Raw genomic sequence first — 26,251 nt, forward strand, 5'->3', positions numbered from 1 at the left:
AGCCTCCGGGAAAGTATTTCTTGTCTGCACGCCGTTCAGTCCAATGCCGCTCAAGCCGCCAGCCTTCCCTTGCCGGCCCCGCCGGCTTGTCGTGATTCGCTCGTGCCATTTGGAGCCCAGGGCCCCGCTAATGCAAGCCCGCTCATTTTGCCGAGGTCGACCACCAGGCATCGGGGAAACCAAGGCTGTAGGCCGGAAATTCGGCAGGATGCGTGACTGTGTTCCAATAGGCGATATTAACGGTATCGCGGTAGAACAGCGGGATAACATAGTGATTTGCCAGCAAGACCCGGTCCATTGCCTTGATCGCAGCGACCTGTTCATCGCGGTTCGGCGCGAAGATAATCATGCGGATGAGCTCATCGACGGCTGGGTTGGCAATGCCGGCGTAGTTGCGAGAACCCTGCTGGTTGACCGAGCCGGATCCCCAGTAGTCGGCTTGCTCGTTGCCCGGATTCATTGTCTCCGCCCAGACATTCCAGATCATGTCGAAGTCAAAGCTGCGTTCGCGGTTGACAGCTTGCGAAGCGTCGACTGTCCGAACTCGCGCATCTATGCCGATTTTCTTGAGATTGCTGGCATAAGGCACTGCCCAGCGCTCCAACATGGGGCTCGACAATAATATCTCGAAACTCATTGGCTGGCCGGTCTTGGTATTGACCATGCGACTGCCCTTCAGCTCCCAACCGGCTTCTTTCAGAAGAGCAATCGCCTTTCGGAGGTTGTCGCGGCTCTTCTGCGGATCGCCGCCAACAGGATTGGTGTACGGCGTCGTGAAGACCTCGGGCGGAACCTTGTCCTTCAGGCCTTGCAGAATTTCCAGCTCCCGCCCCTGCGGCAGACCGGAGGAGGCGAGCTCGGTATTCCAGAAATAGCTGTCGATGCGCTTGTAACTGTTAAAGGCAACGGTGCGGTTCAACTCCTCGAAATCGAGGCCGTAGTTCAGCGCCTCGCGGACCCTTATATCCTTGAAGTGGTCACGCCGCATATTCGGCACAAGAGCCTGCAGAATGCCGGTGGAGCGCAGAGGATTTGCAACCTCTTCCTTCTTGACGCGTCCTTCCTTCACTGCAGGAAAATCGTATCCCGTCGCCCAGCGGGCAGCCGTTGTCTCCTGCCAATAGTCGCTATTGCCGGCGCGAAAGGCTTCGAACTCAACATCGCGGTCACCGAAATAGGTGTAGATGACATTGCGGAAATTGTTCTGGCCGACATTCACATTGAGATTCTTGCCCCAGTAATCGTCACGCAGTTCATAACGGATGGTTGCGCCGGGCGAGAAAGAAGCAATCTTGTAAGGCCCGGACCCCATTACGGGCTCCAGCGTCGTTTTGGTAATGTCACGCGGCTTGCCATCCGCTCCGGGTGCTTCCCACCAATGTTTCGGCACAATCATTAACTGGCCGAGAATGTTGGGCAATTCGCGGTTGTTCTTCTCATCAAAGGTGAAGGTCACATCCCGATCGCCGGTCTTTTCCGCTTTGACGACGTGATGGTAGTAGTTCCCGGCGACGGGGTTCAATTCCTTAGTCTTGTCCAGGCTGAAAATGACGTCTTCCGGAGTTACCGGCTGACCGTCCGCCCATTTCGCCTCTTTGCGCAGGCGGAAGGTCGCGCTGGAAACGTCAGAAGGAAAGGAAAGTCCTTCGGCAAGCAGGCCGTAGGAGACAAGGAGCTCGTCATCGGCGGGCTTCATCAAGGTGTCGTACACGAGCGTCAGGCCGACCGCCGTCTGTCCCTTGGCAAGCAGCGGGTTGAAGGTGTCGAAGGCGCCACTTGCGGAAAGGCGCAGATCCCCGCCCTTGGGAGCATCGGGATTGACGTAATCGAAATGCGCAAAGCCCGGCTTGTATTTCATTTCGCTGATGACCGAGCTTCCGATCTGAAACGGCTGCTCTTCACCCATTGCCGTCAATGGCATCAAAACACCAGCAAGTGCCAGAATAACACCGATTTTCGACCACGATGCCGTCATTCCCATTTCCCCTGAATATTGCGGATTCGACAATACGAGAAATAGGGGCGAAAAACAGGAGAGAGTTTGGTTTTTGCCGAGCTCGCGGAATTTTGAGCTTTTCTGTCAAAGGGCAGCTGCGGTGATGCTGCGGCGATCCGTCGCCGGCTCCTCCTGCGCCGCTCCGCCAAATCATCGATTCACCAAAATTGCTTTTCACGATAGATTCGAGTGCAAATCACTTCGGCATCGACGTAAGGGAACAGCATGGCTTTCGGCTCCGCCCAGGCTTTCAGGACTTTTGGCAAATTGACGCTTGCCGGCGCAATCGGGGCAAGCCTTGCCGCCGGCGACGTCGGCGCAGAGCAGAAAACGCCAAGCCCGGGCAGCGCCAAGGCGCTATTCGCAGGCGCCAGCCTGCCGACGCAGGGGCCGGCGCAGCCGATCGGCTTCTATGCAAAGGGCTGCATGACCGGCGCGGTGGCGCTGCCGACCGACGGGCCGACTTGGCAGGCAATGCGGCTTTCACGCAACCGCCGCTGGGGCAACCCGGCGATGATTGCGCTTCTGGAACGGTTTTCGCAGGATGCGGTCAAATATGCCGGCTGGCCGGGCATCCTGGTCGGCGATGTCGCGCAGCCGCGCGGCGGGCCGATGCTCAACGGCCATTCCTCACATCAGATCGGCCTTGATGCCGATATCTGGTTCACCCCGATGCCGGCGCGCCGCATGACGGCTGAGGAGCGCGAGGACCTGCCCTTCACCAGCATGCTGCAGAAGGACAAGTTCCTCACCGTCGACCCGAAGGTGTGGACGGAATCGCGGGCGCGGCTTTTGGTGCTGGCGGCGAGCTATCCCGAAGTGGAGCGCATCTTCGTCAATCCGGCGATCAAGAAGAAGATGTGCGACACCTGGACCGGCGACCGCACCAACCTTGGTAAGCTGCGGCCGATATACGGCCATGACTCGCATTTCCACATCCGCATCAAATGCCCGCCCGGTGCTGCCGGATGCACGCCGCAAGCTCCCGTCGCCTCAGGAGACGGCTGCGACAAGTCGCTCGCTTATTGGTTCACCCCGGCGCCTTGGGCACCGCCCAAACCGCCCAAACCCGGCGCCAAGCCCCCGAAGCCGCCGCGTGAGATGATGATCACCGACCTGCCGAAGGCCTGCTCTGCCGTGCTCGATGCCGCTTCTGTCGCTTCGATGCAGGCCGCCACCTATGGCGGGCCTTCCGCCGTAAGCGCGTTCGCCGCCGCTCCGGCAGCCGCGCCGGCTGATGATGACGAGGGGTTGCCGGATGTCGGCCCGGTTCCGAACGACAAGCCGGCGATCCAATGAATGGGCGGACGCGTTGTCTTTCAAATCGCAAATTCTTGGTATAAAGCGATCAAATCGATTGAATTGTTGGGGCGGAGATTCCTTTCATGGCCGGCAGCAAGTGCCTTGCGCTGATCGCGCATGACCAGAAGAAGGACGACATGGCGGCTTTCGCCCGCGCCAATCAGGACCTTCTCTCGCGCTGGAAGATCGTCGCGACAGGTACCACCGGCGGTCGCGTGCTCGACGCCGCTCCCGGTCTCGACGTCACCAGACTGAAAAGCGGGCCGCTCGGCGGCGACCAGCAGATCGGCGCGCTGATCTCGACCGGCGAAGTCGACGCGCTGATTTTCTTCGTCGACCCGCTGACACCGATGCCGCATGATGTCGACGTGAAGGCGCTGATGCGGCTGGCGATTGTCTACGACATTCCGATGGCGCTCAACCACGCGACCGCTATAAAGCTCCTTCCCACACTCGAAGCCTGATCAGCACGGAACCGGCCATGCCCAAATCCAATCACAGCACCGCTCCGCTTCCCTTCCCGATCCTGATCGGCGATATTGGCGGCACCAATGCCCGCTTCTCCATCCTGACCGACGCCTATGCCGAACCGAAGCAGTTTCCGAACGTGCGCACGGCGGATTTCGCCACGATTGACGAAGCGATCCAAAAGGGCGTGCGCGACAAGACAGCGGTGCAGCCGCGCTCGGCGATCCTCGCCGTCGCCGGCCCGATCAACGACGACGAGATCCCCCTGACCAATTGCGACTGGGTGGTGCGGCCAAAGACGATGATCGAGGGCCTCGGCATCGAGGACGTGCTCGTCGTCAACGATTTCGAGGCGCAGGCGCTGGCGATTGCCGCCCTGTCTGATGAAAACCGCGAACGTATCGGCAGCGCCACCGGCGACATGGTCGCCTCGCGCGTCGTGCTCGGACCCGGCACCGGCCTCGGCGTCGGCGGACTCGTGCATGCCCAGCATACTTGGATTCCGGTTCCCGGCGAAGGCGGCCATGTCGATCTCGGGCCGCGCAGCAAGCGCGACTATGAAATCTTTCCGCATATCGAGACGATCGAAGGTCGTATTTCGGCCGAACAGATCCTCTGCGGACGCGGCCTCGTCAATCTCTACAACGCCATCTGCGTGGTCGACGGGAGCCAGCCGACGATGAAGGATCCGGCCGAGATCACCTCGCATGCGCTTGCCGGCAGCGATAAGACCGCCGTCGAGACCGTTTCGCTGTTTGCCACCTATCTCGGCCGCGTGGCCGGCGACATGGCGATGGTGTTCATGGCGCGTGGCGGCGTCTACCTCTCCGGCGGCATCTCGCAGAAGATCCTCCCGGCGCTGAAGAAACCGGAATTCCGGCAGGCTTTCGAGGACAAGGCGCCACATAGTGCGCTGCTTCGCACCATCCCGACCTATGTGGTGACGCATCCGCTGGCGGCGCTCGCCGGGCTTTCGTCCTATGCGCGGATGCCGGCCAATTTCGGCGTATCGACGGAAGGCCGCCGCTGGCGGCGCTGAGCCCAGGGCGCGTCCCTCCGGGACGCGCCGCGGTCTAGCCAAACCAGTCCCAACTCTTTATAGAGCCGGCCAAAGTGCGCGCCACATTCACGACGCGCTCAGTCTCGGACAGGAAGCTTGATATTTGGAAGCCGTGGAAAGCAGAAAGCAGAGCGTCAGCAGCGATACCGTCACCGGCATCCTGAAGCGCATCATCGCTGAAAACGGCCGCGACCATCTCTGGGGTTATGTCTTCGCTATCGTCTGCCTCGTGGTCGTGGCACTTTCGACGGCGTTCACCGCCTGGATCATGCGGGCGATCATCGACGAGGCCTTCGCCAACCGCCGCGCCGACGTCGTCTGGATCATCTGTCTTTCGATCTTCATTGCCTTCGTGCTGCGCGGCTTTGCCAGCTACGGCCAGGCGGTGGCGCTTTCCAAGGTCGGCAACAATATCGTCGCCCGCTATCAGCGCCGCCTCTATGCCCATCTGATGACGCTTTCAGTCGGCTTTTTCAGCGAGGCGCGCTCGGCTCATATCGCCGCGCAAGTCAGCCAGAACGTTAGCGGCATCCGTGACGTGCTCAACCTGACGATCACCTCGACGGTGCGCGACCTCCTGACATTCGTTTCGCTGATCGGCGTGATGGTCCTCCAGGACCCGCTGCTGAGCCTCGCCGTGTTCATCATGGCGCCGCCACTGCTCTATGCGCTGCGTTATGTTTCCAAACGTCTTCGCTCGGCAACCCGCGAGGCCGTGCATCTGAACAGCCACGTGCTGGGGGCCATGCAGGAGACGATCCAGGGTATTGCCATCGTCAAAGCCTTCACGATGGAAGAGGAGCTGGAGAACAAGGTCAACAAGCTCATCACCGCCGCCGAAAACCGGGCGAACCGGATTGCCCGGCTTTCCGAGCGCACCTCGCCGCTGACGGAGAGCTTCGCAGGCTTTGCCGTCGCCAGCGTGCTTGCCTATGCCGCCTATCGCTCGATCTATTACAATGTGGCCCCGGGCGCCTTCTTCTCCTTCGTGACGGCGCTGCTGCTTGCCTATGACCCGGCCCGCCGCCTTGCCCGCCTGCAGGTGCAGATGGAACGCGCCGTCGTCAATGCACGGATGATCTACGAATTGCTGGACATGGAGCCGCGCCAGCGCGACCTGCCGGATGCCCGGCCGCTGACGGTGACGCAGGCGCGCATCGAATTCCGCAATGTTTCCTTCGCCTACGGCAGTGAAAGCGTGCTGAACAGTGTCAGCTTCGTCGCCGAGGGCGGGACGACCACGGCGCTTGTCGGCCCCTCTGGAGCGGGCAAATCCACCGTCATCAGCCTCATTCCGCGCTTCTACGACCCTCGTGAAGGCGAGATCCTGATCGACGGGCAGGATATCGCCCACATCACCAAGAAGTCGCTGCGCCAGCAGCTCGCCTATGTCTCGCAGCAGCCCTACCTGTTCGAGGGCACGATCCGCGACAATATCCGCTACGGCCGGCCGGAAGCGACCGATGCCGAGGTGGAAGAGGCCGCCCGGCTTGCCTATGCGCATGACTTCATCTCAGCGCAGCCGCAGGGTTACGATACGCCTGTCGGCGAAAACGGCGTGACGCTTTCAGGCGGCCAGCGCCAGCGACTTTCCATCGCGCGCGCTTTGGTGCGCAATGCACCGATCCTGCTGCTCGACGAGGCGACCTCCGCCCTCGACACCGAATCCGAGGCCGCCGTGCAGAAGGCGCTCGACGAGGCGATGACCGGGCGCACCGTGGTGGTGATCGCCCATCGGCTATCGACCGTGGTGCGCGCCGACAAGATCGTCGTCATGCAGCAGGGCCGGGTCGTCGAGGAGGGCAATCATGAGACGCTTGCGAAGGTCAGCGACGGTCTTTACGCTCGCCTCAACAATCTGCAGAGGCCCTCGGCCTCGGATTCATACTAAGCTGGCGAGACTGACATGAGCGATGCTGCGATGAAACTGGTGGTGGTCGGCGCAGCGGGACGCATGGGGCAGACGCTGATCCGGCTCATTCATTCCATGGAAGGCGTGATGCTGCATGCCGCCGTCGAACGTGCCGGCTCGCCCTTCGTCGGCAAGGATGCCGGTGAAATTGCCGGGCTCGGCCCGACCGGCGTCATCATCGGCGACGATCCGCTCCAGGCTTTCCTGCATGCCGAAGGCGTGCTCGATTTCACCGCGCCTGCCGCCACGGTGGAGTTTTCCGGTCTCGCCGCTCAGGCCCGCATCGTCCATGTCATCGGCACGACAGGCTGCTCGACCGAGGACAACGCGAAGATCGCCGCCGCGGCACGCCATGCCCGCGTCGTCAAGACTGGCAATATGAGCCTCGGCGTCAATCTGCTCAGCGTTCTGGCCGAGCAGGCGGCACGAGCGCTCGATCCGGCGGACTGGGACATCGAGATCCTGGAAATGCACCACAAGCACAAAGTCGATGCTCCTTCCGGCACCGCCCTTCTCTTCGGCGAAGCGGCAGCCAAGGGCCGCAGTATCGATCTTGCCTCGAAATCGGTGAGGGTCCGCGACGGCCACACCGGCGCGCGCGAAGTCGGCACGATCGGTTTTGCGACGCTGCGCGGCGGCTCGGTCATCGGCGAGCATTCCGTGCTTTTTGCCGGAGAAGGCGAAATCGTCACCCTGTCGCACAGCGCGGCAGACCGCTCGATCTTCGCGCGCGGCGCGATCAAGGCGGCGCTCTGGGCGCGCGACAAGAAGCCAGGTTTCTATTCCATGCTCGACGTGCTCGGGCTTTCTTCCCAATAACGACATCTCGGAGGCATATTCATGAGCGGTACCCTCGTCCTCGTTCGCCACGGCCAGAGTGACTGGAACCTGAAGAATCTCTTCACCGGCTGGAAGGACCCGGATCTGACGGAGCTCGGCATCCAGGAAGCCAACGCCGGCGGCGCCGCACTTGCCGAATACGGGATCAAATTCGACGTCGCCTATACCTCGGCGCTGGTGCGCGCGCAGCACACGCTGAAGCTCATCCTCGACAAGGTCGGCCAGCCCGACCTCGAGACGATCCGCGACCAGGCGCTGAACGAGCGCGACTACGGCGATCTCTCCGGCCTCAACAAGGATGACGCGCGTGCCAAATGGGGCGAGGAACAGGTTCATATCTGGCGCCGTTCCTATGACGTGCCGCCGCCGGGCGGCGAGAGCCTGCGCGACACCGGCGCCCGTGTCTGGCCTTACTACCTCACGGAAATCCTGCCGCGCGTGCTGCGCGGCGAAAAGGTGCTGGTCGCCGCCCACGGTAATTCGCTGCGCTCGCTGGTCATGGTGCTCGACAAGCTGACCAAAGAAGGCGTGCTCGCCCTCAATCTCGCGACCGGCGTTCCAATGGTCTACAAGCTGAAGGCGGATTCAACCGTGGCTTCAAAGGAAGTTCTGGGCGATATGTCCGGTGCACACTAATTCGGTGAGGCGTGCCGCCGTAAGCGGTCGGCACGCCTTGCCTCAACTATTGGCCTCAGTTCTCGATCGTGAACTGCACCCGGTCGGCGGCGAAACGGCTGATCGAATATTGCACCGGCACGCCGTCGAGATCGGTGTTCATTGCCTTGGCGATCAGCAGGATCGCGCCGGGGGTGAGTTCCAGGTCGGCAAGGTCGGCTGTCCCGGCATGGGCAGCCGTCACCTCGGTTGTCGCGCGGACATAATCCGCCACGCCAAGCTCGGCGAAAGCCTTGGTGATCGATTCATGCTTGCGGTAGGCCTCGCCGATCCCGGCGAAACGGCCGGCGGGAAACCAGCTCGTCGCTTTTGAAACCGGCCGCCTGTCGGCATGGCGCAATGTTTCCAGCCGGATCACTTGCTCGCCCTGTTTCACACCCAACCAGCGGGCAACCTCGGCGCTCGCCTCCTCCTGCGCCTCATCGAGCAGAAGACCACGCGTCTCGCGCGCCTGATCGCCGATGCCGGCAGTGAAGCGCGTGCGCCGGGTGATCGGGAAGTTCAGCCGCTGCTTGCGCTCGATCAGCGTGCCGCGGCCTTGCACCGCGCGCACGATCCCCTCCTGCGCCAGCGCCGCCAGCGCACTGCGCACCGTATGCCTGTTAACGCCGAATTGCAGCGCCAGCACCGTTTCCGGCGGCACCATTCCCGTTTCGTCATAGGCTCCGTTGCCGATCGCCTCGCGAATTCGATCGGCGATCTGACGCCAGAGCGCCACACCTGTCTGCCTCTGCACCTGCTTCAGTCCTGCCATTCTGCCCCTGCCTTGCCCCACGATGTCACACGCTTGTCACGACACCGATTTAAGGCTAGGTATAACTTGTATGGTTGTCTATATCAATAGACATTTCGAGGAAAGCAGTGATGATATCAGCGGACAAGGAAGACGCCGCGTCGCAAACGGTCTCGGAGCGCAAACGCGCCGCCGATCTGTTGGCGCGAGCGGAACGGAGCGAACTCCAGGCAGTCTGGGACGCATTGCCGCAAAAGCCCGTGGCTTATCCGGTGCGCGGACCGGAGACCGGACTTGTAATGGTGCGCGGCCGCATCGGCGGCGGCGGAGCTCCTTTCAATCTCGGCGAGGTGACGATGACACGCGCGACGGTGCGGCTCGAGTCCGGTTCCATCGGTCATGCGCAGGCGCTCGGCACCGACCGGGAGAAGGCCCGTCTTGCGGCGATCTTCGACGCGCTCTGGCAGGAGGAGACGAGCAAGAATTTTGTCGAACAGGCACTGCTTTTGCCGATTGCCGCGCGCATCGCCGCCACTGAGCGCCGCAAGGCGGATGAGACGGCGGCAACCCGCGTCGATTTCTTCACCATGGTGCGGGGAGACAACTGATGGGTCTTGCGACAGAAGCTTTGATCGGCGGTTTTGCCGACCCGGTTTTCCATGCACAGAGCGTCTTCAAGATGCTGATGGACGGCATGGCCCGTCCCGGCGCCATTCAGACCATTGAGCCCGATATCGCTCCGCCGGCGCCGCTCGGCATTGCCGCCGGCGCGATCGCGCTCACGCTTTGCGACCACGACACGCCGGTCTGGCTTACCACGGGACTGGCGAAATCCGCCATGCCGGAGTGGCTCGGCTTCCACACTGGCGCGCCGCTGACCGCCGAGAAGGCCGATGCGCGTTTTGCCTTCATTGAGGCGGGCATTACGCTTTGCTCCTTCGGCCTGTTTGCATCAGGCACACAGGAATATCCCGACCGTTCGACGACTGTTGTCATCGAACTTCCCGAACTCGACGGCGGACGCAGGCTGGCGCTGATGGGTCCGGGCATCAAGAGTGTCGTGGAGATCGGGCCGGCCAGCCTGCCGGAGACCTTCCTCAGACTCTGGAGCGAGAACCGGGCGCTCTTCCCGCGCGGCGTCGACATCGTGTTGACCTCAGGCAGACACTTCGTCTGCCTGCCGCGCACCACCAAGATCACAGCAACGGAGATCTGAGCTCATGTATGTTGCCGTCAAAGGTGGCGAGGCCGCCATCGCCAATGCCCATCGGCTGCTTGCCGACCGCCGCCGCGGCGACCGTTCGTTGCCGGCGATCGGCATTGAGCAGATCGTCGAACAACTCGCCCTCGCCGTCGACCGCGTCATGGCTGAGGCCTCGCTTTTCGACCGCACGCTTGCCGCACTCGCCGTGCGCCAGTCGCGCGGCGATATGATCGAGGCGATCTTCCTGCTGCGCGCTTACCGCACGACGCTGCCGCGCTTTGGCTATTCCAGACCGCTAGACACGGCTGACATGACGATCGAACGGCGTATCTCGGCGACCTACAAGGACCTGCCGGGCGGCCAGCTTCTTGGTCCCACTTTCGACTATACTCATCGCCTTCTCGATCCGTCGCTGCTTCAGGACGAAGCGGTCGAGGCGCCCGCCCAGCGTCCGGCCGAGACCGGCCGCGTCATGCGCGTCTCGGAAATCCTCGGCGAGGAGGGCCTGATCGAGGCCGACGGCGACATGCCCGAAGATCACGAGATCGGCGATCTGACCCGCGAGCCGATGGAATTCCCGATGACCCGCGATCTGCGCCTGCAGGCGCTTGCCCGCGGCGACGAGGGCTTCCTGCTGGCGCTCGGTTATTCCACCCAGCGCGGCTACGGCCGCAACCATCCCTTCACCGGAGAGATCCGCATCGGCGAGGTCGAGGTGGAATTCGAGGTGCCGGAACTCGGCTTCGCCGTCTCGCTCGGCACGATCCAGATCACCGAATGCCAGATGGTCAACCAGTTCAAGGGCTCGGCGAAGGCGCCGCCGCAATTCACCCGCGGCTACGGCCTGGTCTTCGGCCAGAGCGAGCGCAAGGCGATGGCGATGTCGCTGGTCGATCGCGCGCTTCGCGCCGAAGAGCTCGGCGAGGACATCACCGCGCCGGCCCAGGACGAGGAATTCGTCATTTCTCATTCCGACAATGTCCAGGCGACCGGTTTCGTCGAACACCTGAAGCTGCCGCATTATGTGGACTTCCAGGCGGAACTCGATCTCGTCCGCCGCATGCGCCGCGAGTTCGAAGCCGCCCGCAGCAGCGGCGAAGACATGAAGGAAGCCGCCGAATGAGCGATCTCGCCAGCTACAACTTCGCCTATCTCGACGAACAGACCAAGCGGATGATCCGCCGCGCCATCCTCAAGGCGATCGCCATTCCCGGCTACCAGGTGCCCTTCGCCAGCAGAGAAATGCCTATGCCCTACGGCTGGGGCACCGGCGGCGTGCAGGTGACGGCCTCGATAATCGGGCCTGATGACGTGCTGAAGGTGATCGACCAGGGCGCCGACGACACGACCAATGCCGTTTCGATCCGGGCCTTCTTCCAGAAGGTCGCCAATGTCGCGGTGACGACGCGCACCAGCGAAGCGACGATCATCCAGACGCGCCACCGCATCCCGGAAGAGAAGCTCGGGCCTGGCCAAGTGCTCGTCTACCAGGTGCCGATCCCCGAGCCGCTGCGCTTCCTCGAACCGCGCGAGACCGAGACGCGCAAGATGCATGCGCTGGAAGAATACGGCCTTATGCATGTGAAACTCTACGAGGATATCGCCCGCAACGGCCGCATCGCCACCACCTATGCCTATCCGGTCAAGGTACATGGGCGTTATGTCATGGATCCCTCGCCGACGCCGAAATTCGATAATCCCAAGATGCACAGGTCGGAAGCGCTGCAGCTTTTCGGCGCCGGTCGCGAAAAGCGCATCTATGCCGTGCCGCCCTATACCGATGTCGTCAGCCTGGATTTTGAGGACCATCCCTTCGAGATCCAGCGCTTCGACAGGCCTTGCGCGCTCTGCGGCGCTGAGGAGGTCTACCTCGATGAGGTCATCCTCGATGACAAGGGCGGGCGCATGTTCGTCTGCTCCGATACCGACCATTGCGAAGATCGCCAGGCCCAAGGGCATGCCGGCGAAATGCTGGCCCGGGGGGCTGCAGAATGACCAATATCCCGCTTCTCAAGGTCAACGACCTCTCGAAGTTCTACGGCAAGCGCATCGGCTGCCGGAACGTCTCCTTCGAGCTCTGGCCCGGCGAGGTTCTCGCCATCGTCGGCGAATCCGGCTCGGGCAAGACGACGCTGCTCAATTGCATCTCCACCCGGCTGATGCCGACGACCGGCAGCGTCGAGTACCACATGCGCGACGGCGGCCACCGCGACCTCTACCACATGAACGAGGCCGAACGCCGCTTCCTGATGCGCACCGACTGGGGCTTCGTGCACCAGAACCCGGCCGACGGGCTACGCATGAGCGTCTCTGCCGGCGCCAATGTCGGTGAACGGCTGATGGCGATCGGCGACCGGCACTATGGCAAGATCCGCTCCACCGCCATCGACTGGCTCGAACGCGTCGAGATCGATGCCGATCGCATCGACGATCAGCCGCGCGCCTTTTCCGGCGGCATGCGCCAGCGCCTGCAGATCGCCCGCAACCTCGTCACCGGTCCGCGTCTGGTCTTCATGGACGAGCCGACCGGCGGCCTCGATGTTTCGGTGCAGGCGCGCCTGCTCGATCTGGTGCGAGGCCTCGTCAACGATCTTGGCCTCTCGGCCATCATCGTCACCCACGATCTCGCCGTCGCCCGCCTGCTCTCGCACCGCATGATGGTGATGAAGGACGGCTACGTCATCGAACAGGGCCTCACCGACCGCGTGCTCGACGATCCCAGAGAGCCTTACACGCAGCTGCTCGTCTCCTCGATCCTGCAGGTCTGAGCTAGAAACCAGGAAAACCATATCATGCCAACGCCCCTCGTCGTTTCCGAAGTCTCGAAGAGCTTCACCATGCACCTGCGCGACGGCATCAGGCTGCCCGTCGTCTCCGACGTCGCCTTCTCCGTGTCGTCAGGCGAATGCGTCGTTCTCGGCGGCCCCTCAGGCATCGGCAAGAGCTCGCTGCTCAAGATGATCTACGGCAATTATGCCGTCGACACCGGCCAGATCCTCGTCCGCCACGACGGGCGGATCGTCGACCTCGCCGCCGCCGATCCGCGCACCGTGCTCAATGTTCGCCGCGATACGCTCGGCTATGTCAGCCAATTCCTGCGCACCGTACCGCGCGTGGCGGCAATCGACGTGGTGGCCGAGCCGCTCGTGGCGCGCGGCGAAGAAATCGTCGTTGCACGCGAAAAGGCAGGCGCCCTGCTTGCCAGGCTCAACCTGCCGGAGGCGCTTTGGCAACTTCCGCCCGCCACCTTTTCCGGCGGCGAGCAGCAGCGCGTCAACATCGCCCGCGGCTTCATCACCGAGCATACGATCCTGCTTCTCGATGAACCAACAGCCTCGCTGGATGCGAAAAACCGCGCCGTCGTCGTCGGCATGATCGCAGAGAAGAAGAAGGCGGGCGTCGCCCTTCTCGGCATCTTCCATGACGAGGAAGTGCGCGAGGCCGTCGCCGACCGCATCCTCGACGTCCAGCAGTTCTCGCCGAGGATGATTGCCGCATGAGCCGCAAGCTTGGTATCGAGCCCGCCATCCACGAAACGGCCGAGGTCAGCGATTCCACCTTCGGGCGCTATACGGAGGTCTCCGAACGCTGCCGCATCAGCGAGGCGACCTTCGGAGACTATTCCTACATCATGCAGGACGGCGCCGTCTGGTGCGCAACGATCGGCAAGTTCGTCAATATCGCCGCCGCCGTGCGCATCAACGCCACCAACCACCCGACCTGGCGCGCGACTCTGCATCATTTCACCTATCGCGCCGCCAATTACTGGCCGGACGCCGATATGGAGACGGATTTCTTCGCCTGGTGGCGCTCGAACCGGGTGACGATCGGCCACGACGTCTGGATCGGCCATGGCGCGACCATCCTGCCCGGCGTCAACGTCGGCAATGGCGCCGTCATCGGGGCCGGCGCGGTCGTATCGAAGGACGTTGCATCATACACGATCGTCGGCGGTGTGCCGGCGAAGCTGATCCGCGAACGTTTCCCGAAAGAGATCGGCGAACGCATGGACAGGCTTTCCTGGTGGGATTGGCAACACGACCGGTTGCGCCTGGCCTTGCAGGATTTCCGCAACCTTAGCGCGGAAGATTTTCTGGCCCGCTACGAATGCTAGACGCCACCGCCGAGACACGGAGATTTGTGACACCTCTTACACAAATATGACATTGGAGGTTCATGAAGCGGGACTAATGCGATGCTGACCAGGGCCTGGAGTGCAAGGGAAGAGCATGATGTTCGAGCTGAAGGATGTCACCCGCCGTTTCGGAAACAAGCTCGCCGTCGATGCCGTGACGCTCACCGTTGCCCAGGGCCAGATGGTTGGCATCATCGGCCGCTCCGGCGCCGGCAAGTCGACGCTGCTGCGCATGATCAATCGGCTGCAGGAACCGAGCTCCGGCTCCATTCATTTCGCCGGCGTCGAGGTCTCCGGGCTTCGCGGTCAGGCATTGCGCAACTGGCAGCGCGACTGTGCGATGATCTTTCAGCAGTTCAACCTGGTGCCGCGCCTCGATGTTCTCACAAATGTCATGCTCGGCCGCCTCAATCACCGCTCGACGCTTCTGAGCCTTCTCAACATCTTCACCCGGGAAGAACGCGTTCATGCGATCGCCGCACTGGAGCGCCTCGGCATCGAGCAGACGGCGCTGCAGCCGGCCGGCACGCTTTCCGGCGGCCAGCAGCAGCGCGTGGCGATCGCCCGGGCGCTGATGCAGAACCCGAGGATGGTACTCGCCGACGAGCCTATCGCCTCGCTCGACCCGCTGAACGCCAAGATCGTCATGGATGCGCTGCGCGACATCAACGAGCGCGAGGGCATCACCGTCATCACAAATCTGCATACGCTCGACACTGCCCGCAACTATTGTGAGCGCATCGTCGGCATGGCCGGCGGCCGCGTCGTCTTTGACGGCAAGCCCTCGGAGCTGACGGCCGAAGCCGTGAAGGCAATCTACGGAACGGACAAGGATGGCGCCGGCATCGACGAAACCATGACGTCGACATCCATCAATATCGCTGCCGAGCGGGCAGACAATCCATCCGCCGGCGCCCAACCGCTGGCATTGGCCGGTCTCTGAGCGGGACGGCCGCGATCGAACGCCCGCGTCAAGGGCACATTCTTCGTAACGGGAAGGCCGGAACACCGGTCGATAGGAGAGAACGCATGTTGAAGAAAGCACTCTTTGCGGCAACGGCGCTGTTCGCGCTCGCCGGCGCCGCCAATGCCGCAGACCTCAAGGAATTCCGCATCGGCATCCTTGGCGGCGAAAACGAAACCGATCGCCTGCGCAATTATGCCTGCCTTGCGGACCATCTGAAGCAGGAGTTCGGCTTCGAGAAGGTCTCGCTCTTCCCGGCCGCCGATTATGACGGCGTTATCCAGGGTCTGCTCGGCGGCACGCTCGACTTCGCCGAACTCGGCGCTTCCGGCTACGCCTCCGTCTACCTCAAGGATTCGAAGGCCGTTACGCCGATCCTGACGACGCAGCAGAAAGATGGTTCGACGGGTTATTACTCGATCGGCCTTGCACTGAAGTCCTCCGGTATCAAGACCATCAAGGACGCCAAAGGCAAGAAGCTCGGCTACGCCGATCCGGACTCCACCTCCGGTTACCTCGTTCCGCTGACGCAGATCCCGAAGGACACCGGCATGCCGAATGACAAGTTCTTTGCCTCGACCCAGTTCAACGGCGGGCATGAAAACAACCTGCTTGCCGCCTATGACGGCAAGGTCGACGTCGCAGTCGATGACTCGTCGGGCATCGGCGATTTCAAGGACGGCTACACCTCCGGCACCTTCCGCAAGGAAGTCGACAAGGGCGCCGTGGACCCGAACAAGCTCGTTGAAGTCTGGCGTTCGCCGCTGATCCCGAACGGCCCGCTCGTCGTGCGCAACGCCCTCGGCCAAGAGTGGCAGACGAAGCTCGCAGCCTTCTTCACGGCCCTGCCGGAAAAGGATCACAAGTGCTTCTCGGCTGTCGAAGGCGGCGACTACAAGGGCTATGCCCCGGTCAAGCACGACTTCTACAATGCTGTCGTCGAGGTTCGCAAGGCGGCCATCGGCGGCTGATCGCCTTTCCAATGCGGGGCGGCCGGCAACGGCCGCCCTTTGTTTGTTACCGCGCGGAGCGTCCATGACCATTGCCGAAACACAGCCGCACGTGCAGAGCACGCAGGAGATCGCCACCGCCTGGGATCGGATGGTCGCGAAGCGCCGCTTTTATACCGTCCTTGGCTTGGTCATCCTCGTTGCGGCATTCGTCAGCTCCGTCCGGTTCGCCGATGAGAGCAATGCCGGCCATTTCTTCGAGCGTCTGCCGCATCTTTTCGACTTCCTGAGCTGGCTCATTCCCAAGGATTGGAACGATGTCTGGCGCGCGCTGTTCGACATAGCCAGCGTCAACGACAGAGGCGGCGAGGAATTCAACTTCGACAAGGGCCGCGTCTACGTCTGGGGTGCCTTCTACATTCCGGAATATTTCGAGCTGATGATCGTCACGATCAACGTAGCGCTCATCTCGACCATCATCGCCTTCATCTTTGCGGTTCCCTTGAGCTTCTTTGCCGCGCGCAATCTCACGAATTCATGGCCGCTGCGCATCGTCACCAAGCGGCTGATGGAGTTCCTGCGCGCTTTCCCCGAGATTGTCATTGCCGGCCTGTTTTCGGCGATCCTGTCGATCGGGCCGGTCGCCGCCATCATAGCCATCACCCTGCACACGATCGGCGCGCTCGGCAAACTCTTCTACGAAGTCGCCGAAAACATCGACATGAAGCCGCATGAGGGGATGAAGGCCGTCGGCGCCAACTGGTGGGAGCGCGTGCGCTTCGCCGCCCTGCCACAGGTGCTGCCGAATTTCACCTCCTATGCGCTCTTACGCCTGGAGATCAACGTGCGCGCCTCGACCATCATCGGGGCCGTCGGCGGCGGCGGCATCGGCGAGGAGCTGAAGCTTTCGATCTCGCGCGGCTTCGGCGCCAAGACGATGGCGCTCGTTCTGCTGCTCTTCGTGACGATCGTCGCCGTCGACCAGTTCTCCGCATGGCTGCGTCGCCGTCTCGTCGGCGAGCACGCTTTCCTTCTGCAACATTGAGGCCGCCATGACGGTGATTGACGCAAACCGCATGCATGAGATCGAAGCGCGCTATCCGGAATATTTCCACCGATCGTTCCGCCAGCGTTTCGGCGGGTTGATGATCCTCATTGCGACGCTGCTCTACGGGCTCTATGCCGTCTGGTTCTTCGACCTGCCCAAGCTCTTCGCCGAGGCCCATTGGGAACGCGTCGGCATCTATCTCAGCCAATGGGTGAGCTACGATGTCCAGCCGGACCTCCGCATCCAGGACGACGGCTCGATCGAGGTGCGTTATCCCCGCTTCTCACCGCTCGGCGATCATCCGCACCCGGACTGGGTGGTCAACAATCCCGACGGCAGCATCACCGTTTCCATCAGCGGCATCAGCCGCAGCGTCACCGTCTCAAAGAGCGAAACGATCGTGACCGCGCACGGCGTCAGCGTCCCCGTCGACGTATCGAGCGGCGCGCCTGAGGTGGTCGGGCCGGTGCCGAGCTGGATGACTGTTTATGACGACAACGTGCTTGCGGATCTCGGCTTTGCCGGCGACGTCAGTATTTCCGTCGATCGCGTGAAGGTCCGCAAACGCTTCCTCGGCTGGGCGAATTTCATCTTCGACACGCAATCCTCCTTCTTCGACAAACCGGTCGGCGAAGTCATCGGCCTCGTTGTTTCCGGCCCGCGCATCAAGCCCGACCAAACCAACCTATCGCTCGCCTTCGAGGATATCTGGAACAACAGCGAATGGCAGCATGGCGACGTCTGGACCAAGCTTTTCCAGACGATCGTCATGGCCTTTCTCGGAACGCTGCTCGGCGTGCTTGCCGCCTTCCCCCTCGCCTTCCTGGCAGCGCGCAACATCACGCCGAACCGCCTCCTGAACCAGATCCTGAAACGCTTCTTCGATTTCCTGCGCTCGGTCGACATGCTGATCTGGGCGCTGTTCCTGACGCGCGCCTTCGGCCCCGGGCCGCTCGCCGGCAGCGGCGCGATCTTCCTCACCGAGACCGGCACGCTCGGCAAGCTTTATTCCGAGGGGCTCGAGAATATCGACAACAAGCCGCGGGAAGGCATCAAATCAACCGGCGCCCAAACGGTGCTCGTCCATCGTTACGGCATCATGCCGCAGATCGTTCCGGTTATCGTCAGCCAGACGCTCTACCAGTGGGAATCGAACGTGCGCGGCGCGACCATCATCGGCGCTGTCGGCGCGGGCGGCATCGGCCTCAAACTCTGGGAGGCGATGCGCACCAACGCCAACTGGGAAAACGTCGCCTATATGGTCATTCTGATCTTGATCGTCGTCTTCCTGTTTGACGCCGCCTCGAACGTCCTGCGCCACCGGCTGATGGGCACGAAGACGCACTGACCGTTCGACGAGGGGCGACGGCGACGCTGCCGCCATCATCATTCTGTCACGGAAATCTTTTAGCCGGGAGCCTGCTTGCGGTTCGCCGCCAAATCACTGCACATTGCGCTCCCCGTTTCGACGATCCCCAGGATAAAAGCCTTGCGCTACGCTCTCTATTTCTCGCCGCCGAAGGATGATCCCCTGACCGGCGCGGCTTCGCTCTGGCTCGGCCGCGATGCTTTCACCGGCAAAACCTATCCTGCACCCGAACATGAGACACTCAGTGCGGCAGAGCAGTTCGAGCTGACCGCCGACCCACGCCGCTACGGCTTTCACGCGACGATCAAGGCGCCGTTTTCGCTTGCCGCTTCCGTCACCGAACGGGATCTCATCACCTTTGCCGAGGATTTCGCGGCGCGCACCCCGGCCTTCAAGATTCCTGAACTCGTGCTCGGCCAGCTTGGCCGTTTTTTTGCACTGGTTCCCGGTTCTCTTTACCAACCTCTTCAGGATTTCGCCGGAAAGGTGGTAAAATCCTTCGAACCGTTCCGCGCTACGCTTTCCGAGACTGATATCGCGCGACGCAACCCGGAGAAGCTCAGCGACAGCCAGCGCGCCAATCTGCAACGCTGGGGCTATCCTTACGTCATGGAGGATTTCGGGTTCCACATGACTCTGAGCGGCCAGGTGCCGGAGACACGCGCGGAGGTGATGAAAACGGTCCTGGCGGAGCGTTTTGCCGGTTTTACCGGCCGGCCGCTTTCGATTTCCGGCCTCGCCGTCTTCATCGAGGAGACGCGCGGCGCCCCGTTCAAAGTTCATTCCTGGCTGCCGCTTTCCGGCGCCAAAAGCTGAAAGACCTGACGATATGAGCAAAGAGACCGTCTTTTCCAACGCCCGCATCGTTCTCGAGGAGGACGTCCTTTCAGGATCGATCCTCATCCGCGACGGCAAGATCGTCGATATCTCCGAAGGCAATTCGGTAGCCGGCGAAGATTTCGAGGGCGACTACGTCATTCCCGGCCTTGTCGAGCTGCATACTGACCATCTCGAAGGCCATTATCAGCCACGTCCGGGCATCCGCTGGCACAAGACGGCTGCCGTCCAGGCGCATGACGCCCAGATCGTCACATCGGGCATCACCACGGTCTTCGACTGCCTGCGCATGGGCGCGGACGAGGACGGCGGCTTCGAACATGGCGAGATGCGCGAGATGGCCGACGCCATCCAATCGGCGGAGAAGGAAGGCAGGCTGCGCGCGGAGCACCTCCTGCACCTGCGCTGCGAGGTCTCGGCCGACAACGTGCTCGAACATTTCGCCGATTTCGAAAAGGATCCGCATGTGCGGCTCGTCTCGCTGATGGATCACGCGCCCGGCCAGCGGCAGTTCCAGACGATGGATCAGTATATCTTCTACTACCAGAAGAAGCGGGGCCTGAGCGATGAGGCTTTTGCCCGTTTCGTCGCCAAGCGCCAGGCGGAATCGGCGCGCAATTCGACGCCTCATCGCAATGCCATCGCCAAGGTCTGCGCCGAGCGCGGCATCACGGTCGCAAGCCATGACGACGCCACGCTCTCTCATGTCGACGAGGCGATCGACAATGGCGTGCGCCTCGCCGAGTTTCCGACCAGCTTCGATGCCGCCCGGGCATCGCACGAGCACGGCATGAGCGTGCTGATGGGCGCACCGAATATCGTGCGCGGCAAATCCCATTCCGGCAACATCGCCGCCCGCGATCTCGCCGAAATGGGCGTGCTCGACGTGTTGTCCTCCGACTACGTGCCGCTCAGCCTGCTGCATGCACCCTTCATCCTCGCCGACGAGGTGGAGAGCATCACCCTTCCGAAAGCGATCGCGATGGTGACATCGACGCCCGCCCGCACGGTCAGCCTCGACGATCGCGGCCGGATCGCGACCGGGCTGCGCGCCGATCTCGTCCGTGTCCACCGTTCGCACGGCGTGCCGGTCACACGCTCCGTCTGGCGCCAGGGACGCCGTGTCGCATGACCCCGCACGAACCACATGCAGCAGCCGGAGCCGAACGGGGCATCATGGTCGTCGTCGTTGGGCCGAGCGGCGCCGGCAAGGACACGCTGATGAACCTCGCTGCGCGACGTTTTGCCGGCCGCGACAATGTGCATTTCGCCCGCCGCGTCATCACCCGCCACCGTGACGCCGGCGGCGAGGATCATCTTTCCGTCTCTCTCCAAGGCTTTGCCGCCATGGAGCAGTCAGGCTCCTTCGCCGTCTGGTGGGAAGCGCATGGCCTGAAATACGGCATTCCGGCCGAAGTCTCGGTGGCGCTGTCGCGAGGCCACGTCGTCGTTGCCAACGGCTCGCGCTCGGCGCTTCACCGCTTCCAAGCCGCTTTCCCGCGGCTGAAGGTCATCAACGTCACGGCCCGTCCCGAAGTGCTCGCCAGCCGGCTGGAAGCGCGCGGCCGCGAGACACATGAGGACATCATGGCCAGGCTCGCCCGCGGGCCGCTGACCGTGCGTGGCGACTACGACGTCACGGAGCTCGACAATAGCGGCTCGCTCGAAGAAGCTGAGCAGAAGATGATCGCGATCCTGGACGGATTGTTGGCCGAAGTGCGCTGACGACAATCGCGAGGAAGGGCATGCGCGCCGTCAAAGTGGTCGACTACAACCCGTCCTGGCCGCGGCTCTTTGCCGAAATCAGCGCCGAGATCTCCATCCTGCTCGGCAATCTCGTGCTTTCCATCGATCATATCGGCAGTACGTCGGTTCCCGGCCTGGCCGCCAAGCCGAAGATCGACCTCGATATCGTCACGATCTCCGACGACGCTCTACCGACGGCGATCGATGCGATGCGCGCGGCCGCTTTCGTCTTCCACGGCGATCGGGGAGAGAAACGCTGGGCCTTCACCCGGGATCACCCGGGTTACGGATTCAAGCTCTATCTCTGCGGAGCCGATAATCGCGCGCACCGCGAGCGCATCCTGTTTCGCGACTATCTCAGGGAGCACCCGGAAAGAGCCCGGCCTATGCCGAGCTGAAACGCCGGCTGGCTGTGGCGGCAGGCGGCGACTGGGATTTCTACACCGGCGGGAAGACCGGGTTCGTCAGTGAGACGGTGCGGCTGGCCATATCGGGAGCGTGAGATCGGCTGTGCGCCCTTTTTCAAACGAGGAAAGCGTGTTCCACCCCCTCCTATCGCCCCGGCTTGCTGGTTTCATCAGACGAATGACCGCCAATAGTTTCAGCGATTGACTGTTGCATCCATGCGCGGAACCGCGCCAAGGTCACTTCATTCCAGCGTTCTCGCGATCCGACGAAATAGTAGCCGCCGAGCCGAACATCCGTTTCGAGCAATTCGACCAGCCGCCCAGCGCGCAGGTCATCCGCAGCGATCAAACGCGTCGCAAGCGCTATTCCTTGGCCCGCGACCGCCGCATCGACCGTCAGATTGGCCGACCAGAGGCGCGGACCATTCAAAACGACTTCATGCTCGAAGCCGGCCTTGTGGAACCATTGGCGCCATTGGTCGCGGCTTTCCTCATGGATCAACGGCTGGCACACCAGATCATCGAGAGTGCGTATTGGGGCGTTCCTGCTGATCCATTCGGGGCTTGTAACCGGAAACATGCGGGGCCTCTCCAGCAAGATCCAGCGGACATTTCCTCTTGGCTCGTCAGAGTAGCGAATGTCCACATCGGCCTCATAACGCGTGAAATCCGGTTCCAGATCGGTTGCGCGCATCACGAAATCGATTCCGGGCAAGGCAAGCTGGAGCTGATTGAAGCGCGGCGTCAGCCAACGCGTTGCGAGGCCCGGCACGCACCAGATGCGCAACACGGTGCGGTTGACCGCTGGGCGCAATTCCGCCGTCGACTTGGCAATGAGGTCGAAAGCGATCCCCACGGTCTCGGCAAAAATCCGGCCTTCCGCCGTGAGCCTGATGCCGCGCGGTCCGGCATCGACAAGCCGTGTGCCAAGCCAGGCTTCGAGGTTACGGACGTGACGGGATATGACGGTGTGGCTGAGATTGAGATCGTCCGCGGCCCTGCAACAAAAAGCGCCTTTCCGCCCCTTGGGACATCCGCCAGCATTGTCCCTAGCAAAACCGTCCGCCTCTTGGAGATGACACATGGCAAGCCTGCTGCAGCCGGGCTTTGCTTATCCCACAGGCGCGGCTGACGAGATCGCCAACGATTCAGAAGATCGTGGCTGTCAACCAGGCGTCTGAGACGCTCAACAAACAAGGGAAGCGAATGAAACTCAAGAACAGGTCTACGATTGCAGCTCTGGGACTGCTGTCATTGGCAGTCGCTGCCGGGCCGAGCGTGGCCAGGGACCTCACCATAGCTTCCTGGGGTGGGAACTTTCAGGATGCTCAACGAAAGATTTTTTTCCAACCCTTTTCTGAAGTCACCGGCAAGCCCTTGCTCGATGAGGCCTGGGATGGCGGTATCGGTGTACTTCAAGCGAAGGCCAAAGCTGGCAATCCTTCCTGGGACGCCGTGGAGGTCGAGGCAGACGAGCTTGCGCTCGGCTGTGCAGACGGTCTTTTTGAAAAGGTGGACTGGAGCAAGCTCGGCGGCAAGGATGCATTCCTCCCATCCGCCGTCAGCGATTGCGGCGTCGGCTCCATCGTTTGGTCGACAGCAATCGCCTATGACGGCGCAAAGATTGCCAAGGGCCCGGAATCCTGGGTCGATTTCTGGGATGTGAAGAAATTTCCGGGCAAGCGTGCGCTGCGCAAGGGGCCGAAATACACGCTCGAATCCGCGCTGATGGCCGATGGCGTGCCGGCAGATCAGGTTTACGAGGTCCTGGCGACATCGGCAGGCGTCGACCGCGCCTTCGCCAAGCTCGACGCCTTGAAGCCGAGCCTCGTCTGGTGGACCTCGGGCGCCCAGCCGCTGCAACTGCTTGCCTCCGGCGAGGTTGCCATGACCAGCGCCTATAACGGCCGCATCACCGGCATCAACCGCTCGGAAGGCAGGAAGTTCAAGGTTGTCTGGCCGGGCAGCATCTACGCCGTGGACAGCTGGGTCGTCCTTAAGGGTGCCGAAAACAAGGATGCGGCCTTTGACTTCGTTGCCTTCGCCAGCAAGTCGGAAAATCAGGCCAAACTGCCGCAATATATCGCCTACGGTCTTACGAACACAGAAGCCGGCAAGACCCTGCCGCCCGACCAACTGGCGGACCTGCCGACGACCCCGGCCAACATGCAGGGTGCCGTCAGCCTCGATACAGACTTCTGGATCGACAATTCGGAAGCGCTGACCAAAAGATTCGACGCCTGGTTGGCACAGTAGCGGCACAATATCGCCCCACGGATCGCTCGTGCCGAGGATCCATGGGGGCTTCCGCACATCCTCGTCACTTCGTCTCCTTGAGAACCGATAATCCGAACGGAGGGCCGCCTTGGCTACGCCGCGCATACGCTTTGATAGAGTCTCCAAATCCTATGGCACGCTTCAGGTCGTCAAAGACCTGTCGCTCGACATCGAGAGAGGCGAATTCGTCAGCCTTCTCGGACCTTCGGGTTCCGGCAAGACAACCTTGCTGATGATGGCGGCGGGTTTCGAAAACCCAACCGGCGGCAGCATCTGTCTCGACGGCCGCCGTATCGACCATCTGCCGCCGCATCGGCGCGAAATGGGTGTCGTTTTCCAGAATTATGCACTCTTTCCGCATATGTCGGTCGCCGACAACATCGCCTTTCCGCTGAAGATGCGCGGTACCGGCCGCAGTGAGATCGAGGATCGCGTAAAACGAGCGCTCGACATGGTGCAGCTGTCTGCAATGAGCAGCCGCAAGCCGGCCCAGCTCTCCGGTGGCCAGCAGCAGCGCGTGGCACTTGCCCGCGCCCTGGTGTTCGAGCCGGCCGTCGTGCTGATGGACGAGCCACTTGGTGCGCTTGACAAGCAGTTGCGGGAACAGATGCAACTCGATATCCGCGCACTCCACAAACGTCTGGAGCTGACCGTGGTGTTCGTAACCCACGATCAGGCCGAGGCGCTTACCATGTCCGATCGCATTGCGGTCTTCGACCATGGGAACATTGAGCAGATCGGTTCGCCGCGTGATATCTATGACCGCCCGCAAACACGCGTCGTCGCCGAATTCATCGGCGAAACCAATCTGATAGAAGGAACGGTGAAGACGACGGGAGCAGCCGGGGCTTCCATCGAGATCGCCGATGGACGGCATGTGATGGTATCCGGCAACGGCTCCCTCTCGGTCGGAAGCCGCGTCCATATTTCGGTCCGCCCCGAGCGGATTTCTCTTATGGCCCGCGGCACCGGCTCTGCGATGAATGCCTTGCCGACGAAAATACTCGACAGCGTATACCAGGGCGATCACTTGCGGGTACAGCTTGACCACGATGCCTTCCGCTTCGTGGTTCGGACCGACAGGCGATCGGTGGAGTGGCCAGCCGGCGCCGAAGTGGTGGCGCATTTCGCACCGGACGATTGCTGGGTGATTGCGGCATGAGCGCTTTCCGTCAAAGCGTGGGCAGCCTCGCCCTCGTCCTTCCTCTTACCCTGTTCCTGGGTGTCTTCTTCATGTGGCCACTTCTGACAGTGCTCGAGCAGGCGGTGTCCGATCCTGTCGTCAGCCAAAACCTGCCCCGGACGACCGCCGCGGCCTCAACCTGGAACCGTATTTCCCCACCCTCCGACGACATGCAGACAGCGCTTGTCGACGACCTGAAATCGATCGACGACGATCAGAAGCTGGGCGAGGTGGTCCGAAGACTGAACAGCGCCCAGCCGGGCTTCCGCACTCTGATGAGAAAGACCGTCGCCGCGGTGAAAGACGGCGCTGGGGCGGCAACCCTCGGCGAGGTGGACGCGCGATGGAACGATGCTGCGTTCTGGAGAGCGATCGCCGAGGCGACCAATCCTTATACCGATCGCAATCTCCTTGCCGCGGTTGATCTTCAGCACGACACATCGGGAGCGATCGTGGCGATGCCGGATGGAGAGTCGGCCAATCAGGCGATTCTTCTAAGAACTTTCGGTGTGGCTGCCGTCGTGACCTTGGCGACATGCCTGACCGGCCTGCCATATGCGATGCTGGTCGCAGCCACCAGTGGCTGGCGGCGACAGCTTCTCCTTGCCGCGGTGCTCCTGCCGCTATGGACATCGCTGCTGGTGCGCACCGCGGCGTGGTACATTCTCCTGCAGGACAAGGGGCTTATCAACTCCTCCCTCCTGTCGCTCGGCCTCGTCAGCGACGCGTTGCCACTTCTCTTCAACCGAACGGGTGTCATTATCGCCATGACGCATGTTCTGCTGCCCTTCATGGTCCTCCCGATCTACAGTGTCCTCATCGCAATCCCTCGAAATCTCATGCCGGCGGCAGCCTCCCTCGGTGCGAGACCGATCCGGGCCTTCCTGCATATCCTGTTGCCTCTGACATTGCGCGGTATCGCTTCCGGCGGGCTGCTCGTTTTCATGGCAGCACTCGGTTATTACATCACGCCGGCGCTCATCGGCGGGCCGAAAGACCAGATGATCAGTTCGGTGATTGCCTTCTACGCCACCGGCTCCGCCAATTGGGGCATGGCCGGCGCGCTCGGTATCGTGCTGCTTGCCGCGACCATCGTGCTCTATGGCGTCTATGGCCGGCTCACGACGAAGACGGCAGGTGCATGA

At 62.1% G+C, this 26,251-nt stretch carries 26 protein-coding genes and 1 pseudogene; 24 read left to right on the forward strand and 3 right to left on the reverse strand.

Going from position 1 to position 26,251, the window contains the following annotated elements:
* Positions 1–142: 142 nt before the first annotated feature.
* Positions 143–1,975 carry an extracellular solute-binding protein gene (locus J7U39_RS19090; protein ID WP_210629598.1) on the reverse strand — a complete coding sequence of 611 codons (1,833 nt, stop codon included), beginning with the start codon at positions 1,973–1,975 and terminating at the stop codon, positions 143–145.
* A 246-nt stretch (positions 1,976–2,221) separates the two neighbouring features.
* On the opposite strand from J7U39_RS19090, the gene mepA reads away from it, so the two are divergent.
* The 6 genes from mepA to J7U39_RS19120 all read left to right on the forward strand — a co-directional run bounded on the left by mepA (position 2,222) and on the right by J7U39_RS19120 (position 8,214).
* Positions 2,222–3,295: a penicillin-insensitive murein endopeptidase gene (gene mepA, locus J7U39_RS19095; protein ID WP_210629599.1), complete on the forward strand. Its 1,074-nt coding sequence runs from the start codon at positions 2,222–2,224 to the stop codon at positions 3,293–3,295.
* A gap of 86 nt (positions 3,296–3,381) precedes the next feature.
* Complete coding sequence (locus tag J7U39_RS19100) at positions 3,382–3,762, forward strand: methylglyoxal synthase (protein WP_210629600.1); 381 nt, start codon at positions 3,382–3,384, stop codon at positions 3,760–3,762.
* Positions 3,763–3,779: 17 nt separating this feature from the next.
* Complete coding sequence (locus tag J7U39_RS19105) at positions 3,780–4,805, forward strand: glucokinase (RefSeq protein WP_210629601.1); 1,026 nt, start codon at positions 3,780–3,782, stop codon at positions 4,803–4,805.
* 124 nt (positions 4,806–4,929) lie between these two features.
* Positions 4,930–6,717, forward strand: a complete 1,788-nt coding sequence (locus J7U39_RS19110; RefSeq protein WP_210629602.1) for an ABC transporter ATP-binding protein — start codon at positions 4,930–4,932, stop codon at positions 6,715–6,717.
* A 15-nt stretch (positions 6,718–6,732) separates the two neighbouring features.
* Positions 6,733–7,557: a 4-hydroxy-tetrahydrodipicolinate reductase gene (gene dapB / locus J7U39_RS19115; protein WP_210629603.1), complete on the forward strand. Its 825-nt coding sequence runs from the start codon at positions 6,733–6,735 to the stop codon at positions 7,555–7,557.
* A 21-nt stretch (positions 7,558–7,578) separates the two neighbouring features.
* Positions 7,579–8,214 carry a 2,3-bisphosphoglycerate-dependent phosphoglycerate mutase gene (locus tag J7U39_RS19120; protein ID WP_210629604.1) on the forward strand — a complete coding sequence of 212 codons (636 nt, stop codon included), beginning with the start codon at positions 7,579–7,581 and terminating at the stop codon, positions 8,212–8,214.
* Positions 8,215–8,269: 55 nt separating this feature from the next.
* Here J7U39_RS19120 and phnF read toward each other — a convergent pair whose 3' ends face one another.
* Entirely contained in the window at positions 8,270–9,007 is a 738-nt protein-coding gene (phnF, locus tag J7U39_RS19125; RefSeq protein ID WP_210629605.1) for a phosphonate metabolism transcriptional regulator PhnF, read from the reverse strand.
* 110 nt (positions 9,008–9,117) lie between these two features.
* On the opposite strand from phnF, the gene phnG reads away from it, so the two are divergent.
* The 15 genes and pseudogenes from phnG (at position 9,118) to J7U39_RS19200 (ending at position 21,741) form a co-directional block, all read left to right on the forward strand.
* Complete coding sequence (gene phnG / locus J7U39_RS19130; RefSeq protein WP_210629606.1) at positions 9,118–9,594, forward strand: phosphonate C-P lyase system protein PhnG; 477 nt, start codon at positions 9,118–9,120, stop codon at positions 9,592–9,594.
* Positions 9,594–10,202, forward strand: coding sequence for a phosphonate C-P lyase system protein PhnH (gene phnH, locus J7U39_RS19135; protein WP_210629607.1), 609 nt, complete (start codon positions 9,594–9,596; stop codon positions 10,200–10,202). Before phnG ends, phnH begins: the two co-directional genes overlap by 1 nt.
* A gap of 4 nt (positions 10,203–10,206) precedes the next feature.
* The gene (locus J7U39_RS19140; RefSeq protein ID WP_210629608.1) at positions 10,207–11,313 is read left to right on the forward strand and encodes a carbon-phosphorus lyase complex subunit PhnI; all 1,107 of its coding nucleotides are present in this window, start codon (positions 10,207–10,209) and stop codon (positions 11,311–11,313) included.
* On the forward strand, positions 11,310–12,185 hold the full coding sequence (locus tag J7U39_RS19145) for an alpha-D-ribose 1-methylphosphonate 5-phosphate C-P-lyase PhnJ (protein WP_210629609.1): 876 nt from the start codon (positions 11,310–11,312) through the stop codon (positions 12,183–12,185). The genes J7U39_RS19140 and J7U39_RS19145 overlap by 4 nt, the downstream gene beginning before the upstream one ends.
* Positions 12,182–12,958 carry a phosphonate C-P lyase system protein PhnK gene (gene phnK, locus J7U39_RS19150; RefSeq protein WP_210629610.1) on the forward strand — a complete coding sequence of 259 codons (777 nt, stop codon included), beginning with the start codon at positions 12,182–12,184 and terminating at the stop codon, positions 12,956–12,958. Before J7U39_RS19145 ends, phnK begins: the two co-directional genes overlap by 4 nt.
* A gap of 24 nt (positions 12,959–12,982) precedes the next feature.
* The gene (gene phnL, locus J7U39_RS19155; protein WP_210629611.1) at positions 12,983–13,690 is read left to right on the forward strand and encodes a phosphonate C-P lyase system protein PhnL; all 708 of its coding nucleotides are present in this window, start codon (positions 12,983–12,985) and stop codon (positions 13,688–13,690) included.
* Complete coding sequence (locus J7U39_RS19160; RefSeq protein ID WP_210629612.1) at positions 13,687–14,304, forward strand: DapH/DapD/GlmU-related protein; 618 nt, start codon at positions 13,687–13,689, stop codon at positions 14,302–14,304. The genes phnL and J7U39_RS19160 overlap by 4 nt, the downstream gene beginning before the upstream one ends.
* A gap of 118 nt (positions 14,305–14,422) precedes the next feature.
* Positions 14,423–15,268: a phosphonate ABC transporter ATP-binding protein gene (gene phnC, locus J7U39_RS19165; RefSeq protein ID WP_210629613.1), complete on the forward strand. Its 846-nt coding sequence runs from the start codon at positions 14,423–14,425 to the stop codon at positions 15,266–15,268.
* Positions 15,269–15,354: 86 nt separating this feature from the next.
* Complete coding sequence (gene phnD, locus J7U39_RS19170; RefSeq protein ID WP_210629614.1) at positions 15,355–16,260, forward strand: phosphonate ABC transporter substrate-binding protein; 906 nt, start codon at positions 15,355–15,357, stop codon at positions 16,258–16,260.
* A 64-nt stretch (positions 16,261–16,324) separates the two neighbouring features.
* Positions 16,325–17,284 (forward strand): phosphonate ABC transporter, permease protein PhnE, encoded by a 960-nt coding sequence (phnE, locus tag J7U39_RS19175; protein ID WP_210629615.1) that lies wholly within the window; start codon positions 16,325–16,327, stop codon positions 17,282–17,284.
* 7 nt (positions 17,285–17,291) lie between these two features.
* Positions 17,292–18,635, forward strand: coding sequence for a phosphonate ABC transporter, permease protein PhnE (gene phnE, locus J7U39_RS19180; RefSeq protein WP_210629616.1), 1,344 nt, complete (start codon positions 17,292–17,294; stop codon positions 18,633–18,635).
* Positions 18,636–18,776: 141 nt separating this feature from the next.
* Positions 18,777–19,472, forward strand: a complete 696-nt coding sequence (locus J7U39_RS19185) for a DUF1045 domain-containing protein (RefSeq protein ID WP_210629617.1) — start codon at positions 18,777–18,779, stop codon at positions 19,470–19,472.
* Positions 19,473–19,485: 13 nt separating this feature from the next.
* On the forward strand, positions 19,486–20,625 hold the full coding sequence (locus J7U39_RS19190) for an alpha-D-ribose 1-methylphosphonate 5-triphosphate diphosphatase (RefSeq protein WP_210629618.1): 1,140 nt from the start codon (positions 19,486–19,488) through the stop codon (positions 20,623–20,625).
* The gene (gene phnN / locus J7U39_RS19195; RefSeq protein WP_210629619.1) at positions 20,622–21,218 is read left to right on the forward strand and encodes a phosphonate metabolism protein/1,5-bisphosphokinase (PRPP-forming) PhnN; all 597 of its coding nucleotides are present in this window, start codon (positions 20,622–20,624) and stop codon (positions 21,216–21,218) included. The genes J7U39_RS19190 and phnN overlap by 4 nt, the downstream gene beginning before the upstream one ends.
* Positions 21,219–21,238: 20 nt before the next feature.
* Positions 21,239–21,741 (forward strand): annotated as a pseudogene (locus J7U39_RS19200) (GrpB family protein).
* A 50-nt stretch (positions 21,742–21,791) separates the two neighbouring features.
* Here J7U39_RS19200 and J7U39_RS19205 read toward each other — a convergent pair.
* Positions 21,792–22,730: a LysR substrate-binding domain-containing protein gene (locus J7U39_RS19205; RefSeq protein WP_247241697.1), complete on the reverse strand. Its 939-nt coding sequence runs from the start codon at positions 22,728–22,730 to the stop codon at positions 21,792–21,794.
* A gap of 122 nt (positions 22,731–22,852) precedes the next feature.
* On the opposite strand from J7U39_RS19205, the gene J7U39_RS19210 reads away from it, so the two are divergent.
* The 3 genes from J7U39_RS19210 to J7U39_RS19220 all read left to right on the forward strand — a co-directional run bounded on the left by J7U39_RS19210 (position 22,853) and on the right by J7U39_RS19220 (position 26,251).
* The gene (locus J7U39_RS19210) at positions 22,853–23,902 is read left to right on the forward strand and encodes an ABC transporter substrate-binding protein (RefSeq protein WP_210629620.1); all 1,050 of its coding nucleotides are present in this window, start codon (positions 22,853–22,855) and stop codon (positions 23,900–23,902) included.
* Between the two features lie 109 nt (positions 23,903–24,011).
* Positions 24,012–25,085, forward strand: a complete 1,074-nt coding sequence (locus J7U39_RS19215) for an ABC transporter ATP-binding protein (protein ID WP_210629621.1) — start codon at positions 24,012–24,014, stop codon at positions 25,083–25,085.
* A complete protein-coding gene (locus J7U39_RS19220; protein WP_210629622.1) occupies positions 25,082–26,251 on the forward strand; it encodes an ABC transporter permease in 1,170 nt (389 codons plus the stop codon). Before J7U39_RS19215 ends, J7U39_RS19220 begins: the two co-directional genes overlap by 4 nt.

The sequence above is a fragment of the Rhizobium sp. NLR16a genome, from assembly GCF_017948245.1.
GTDB lineage: Bacteria > Pseudomonadota > Alphaproteobacteria > Rhizobiales > Rhizobiaceae > Rhizobium.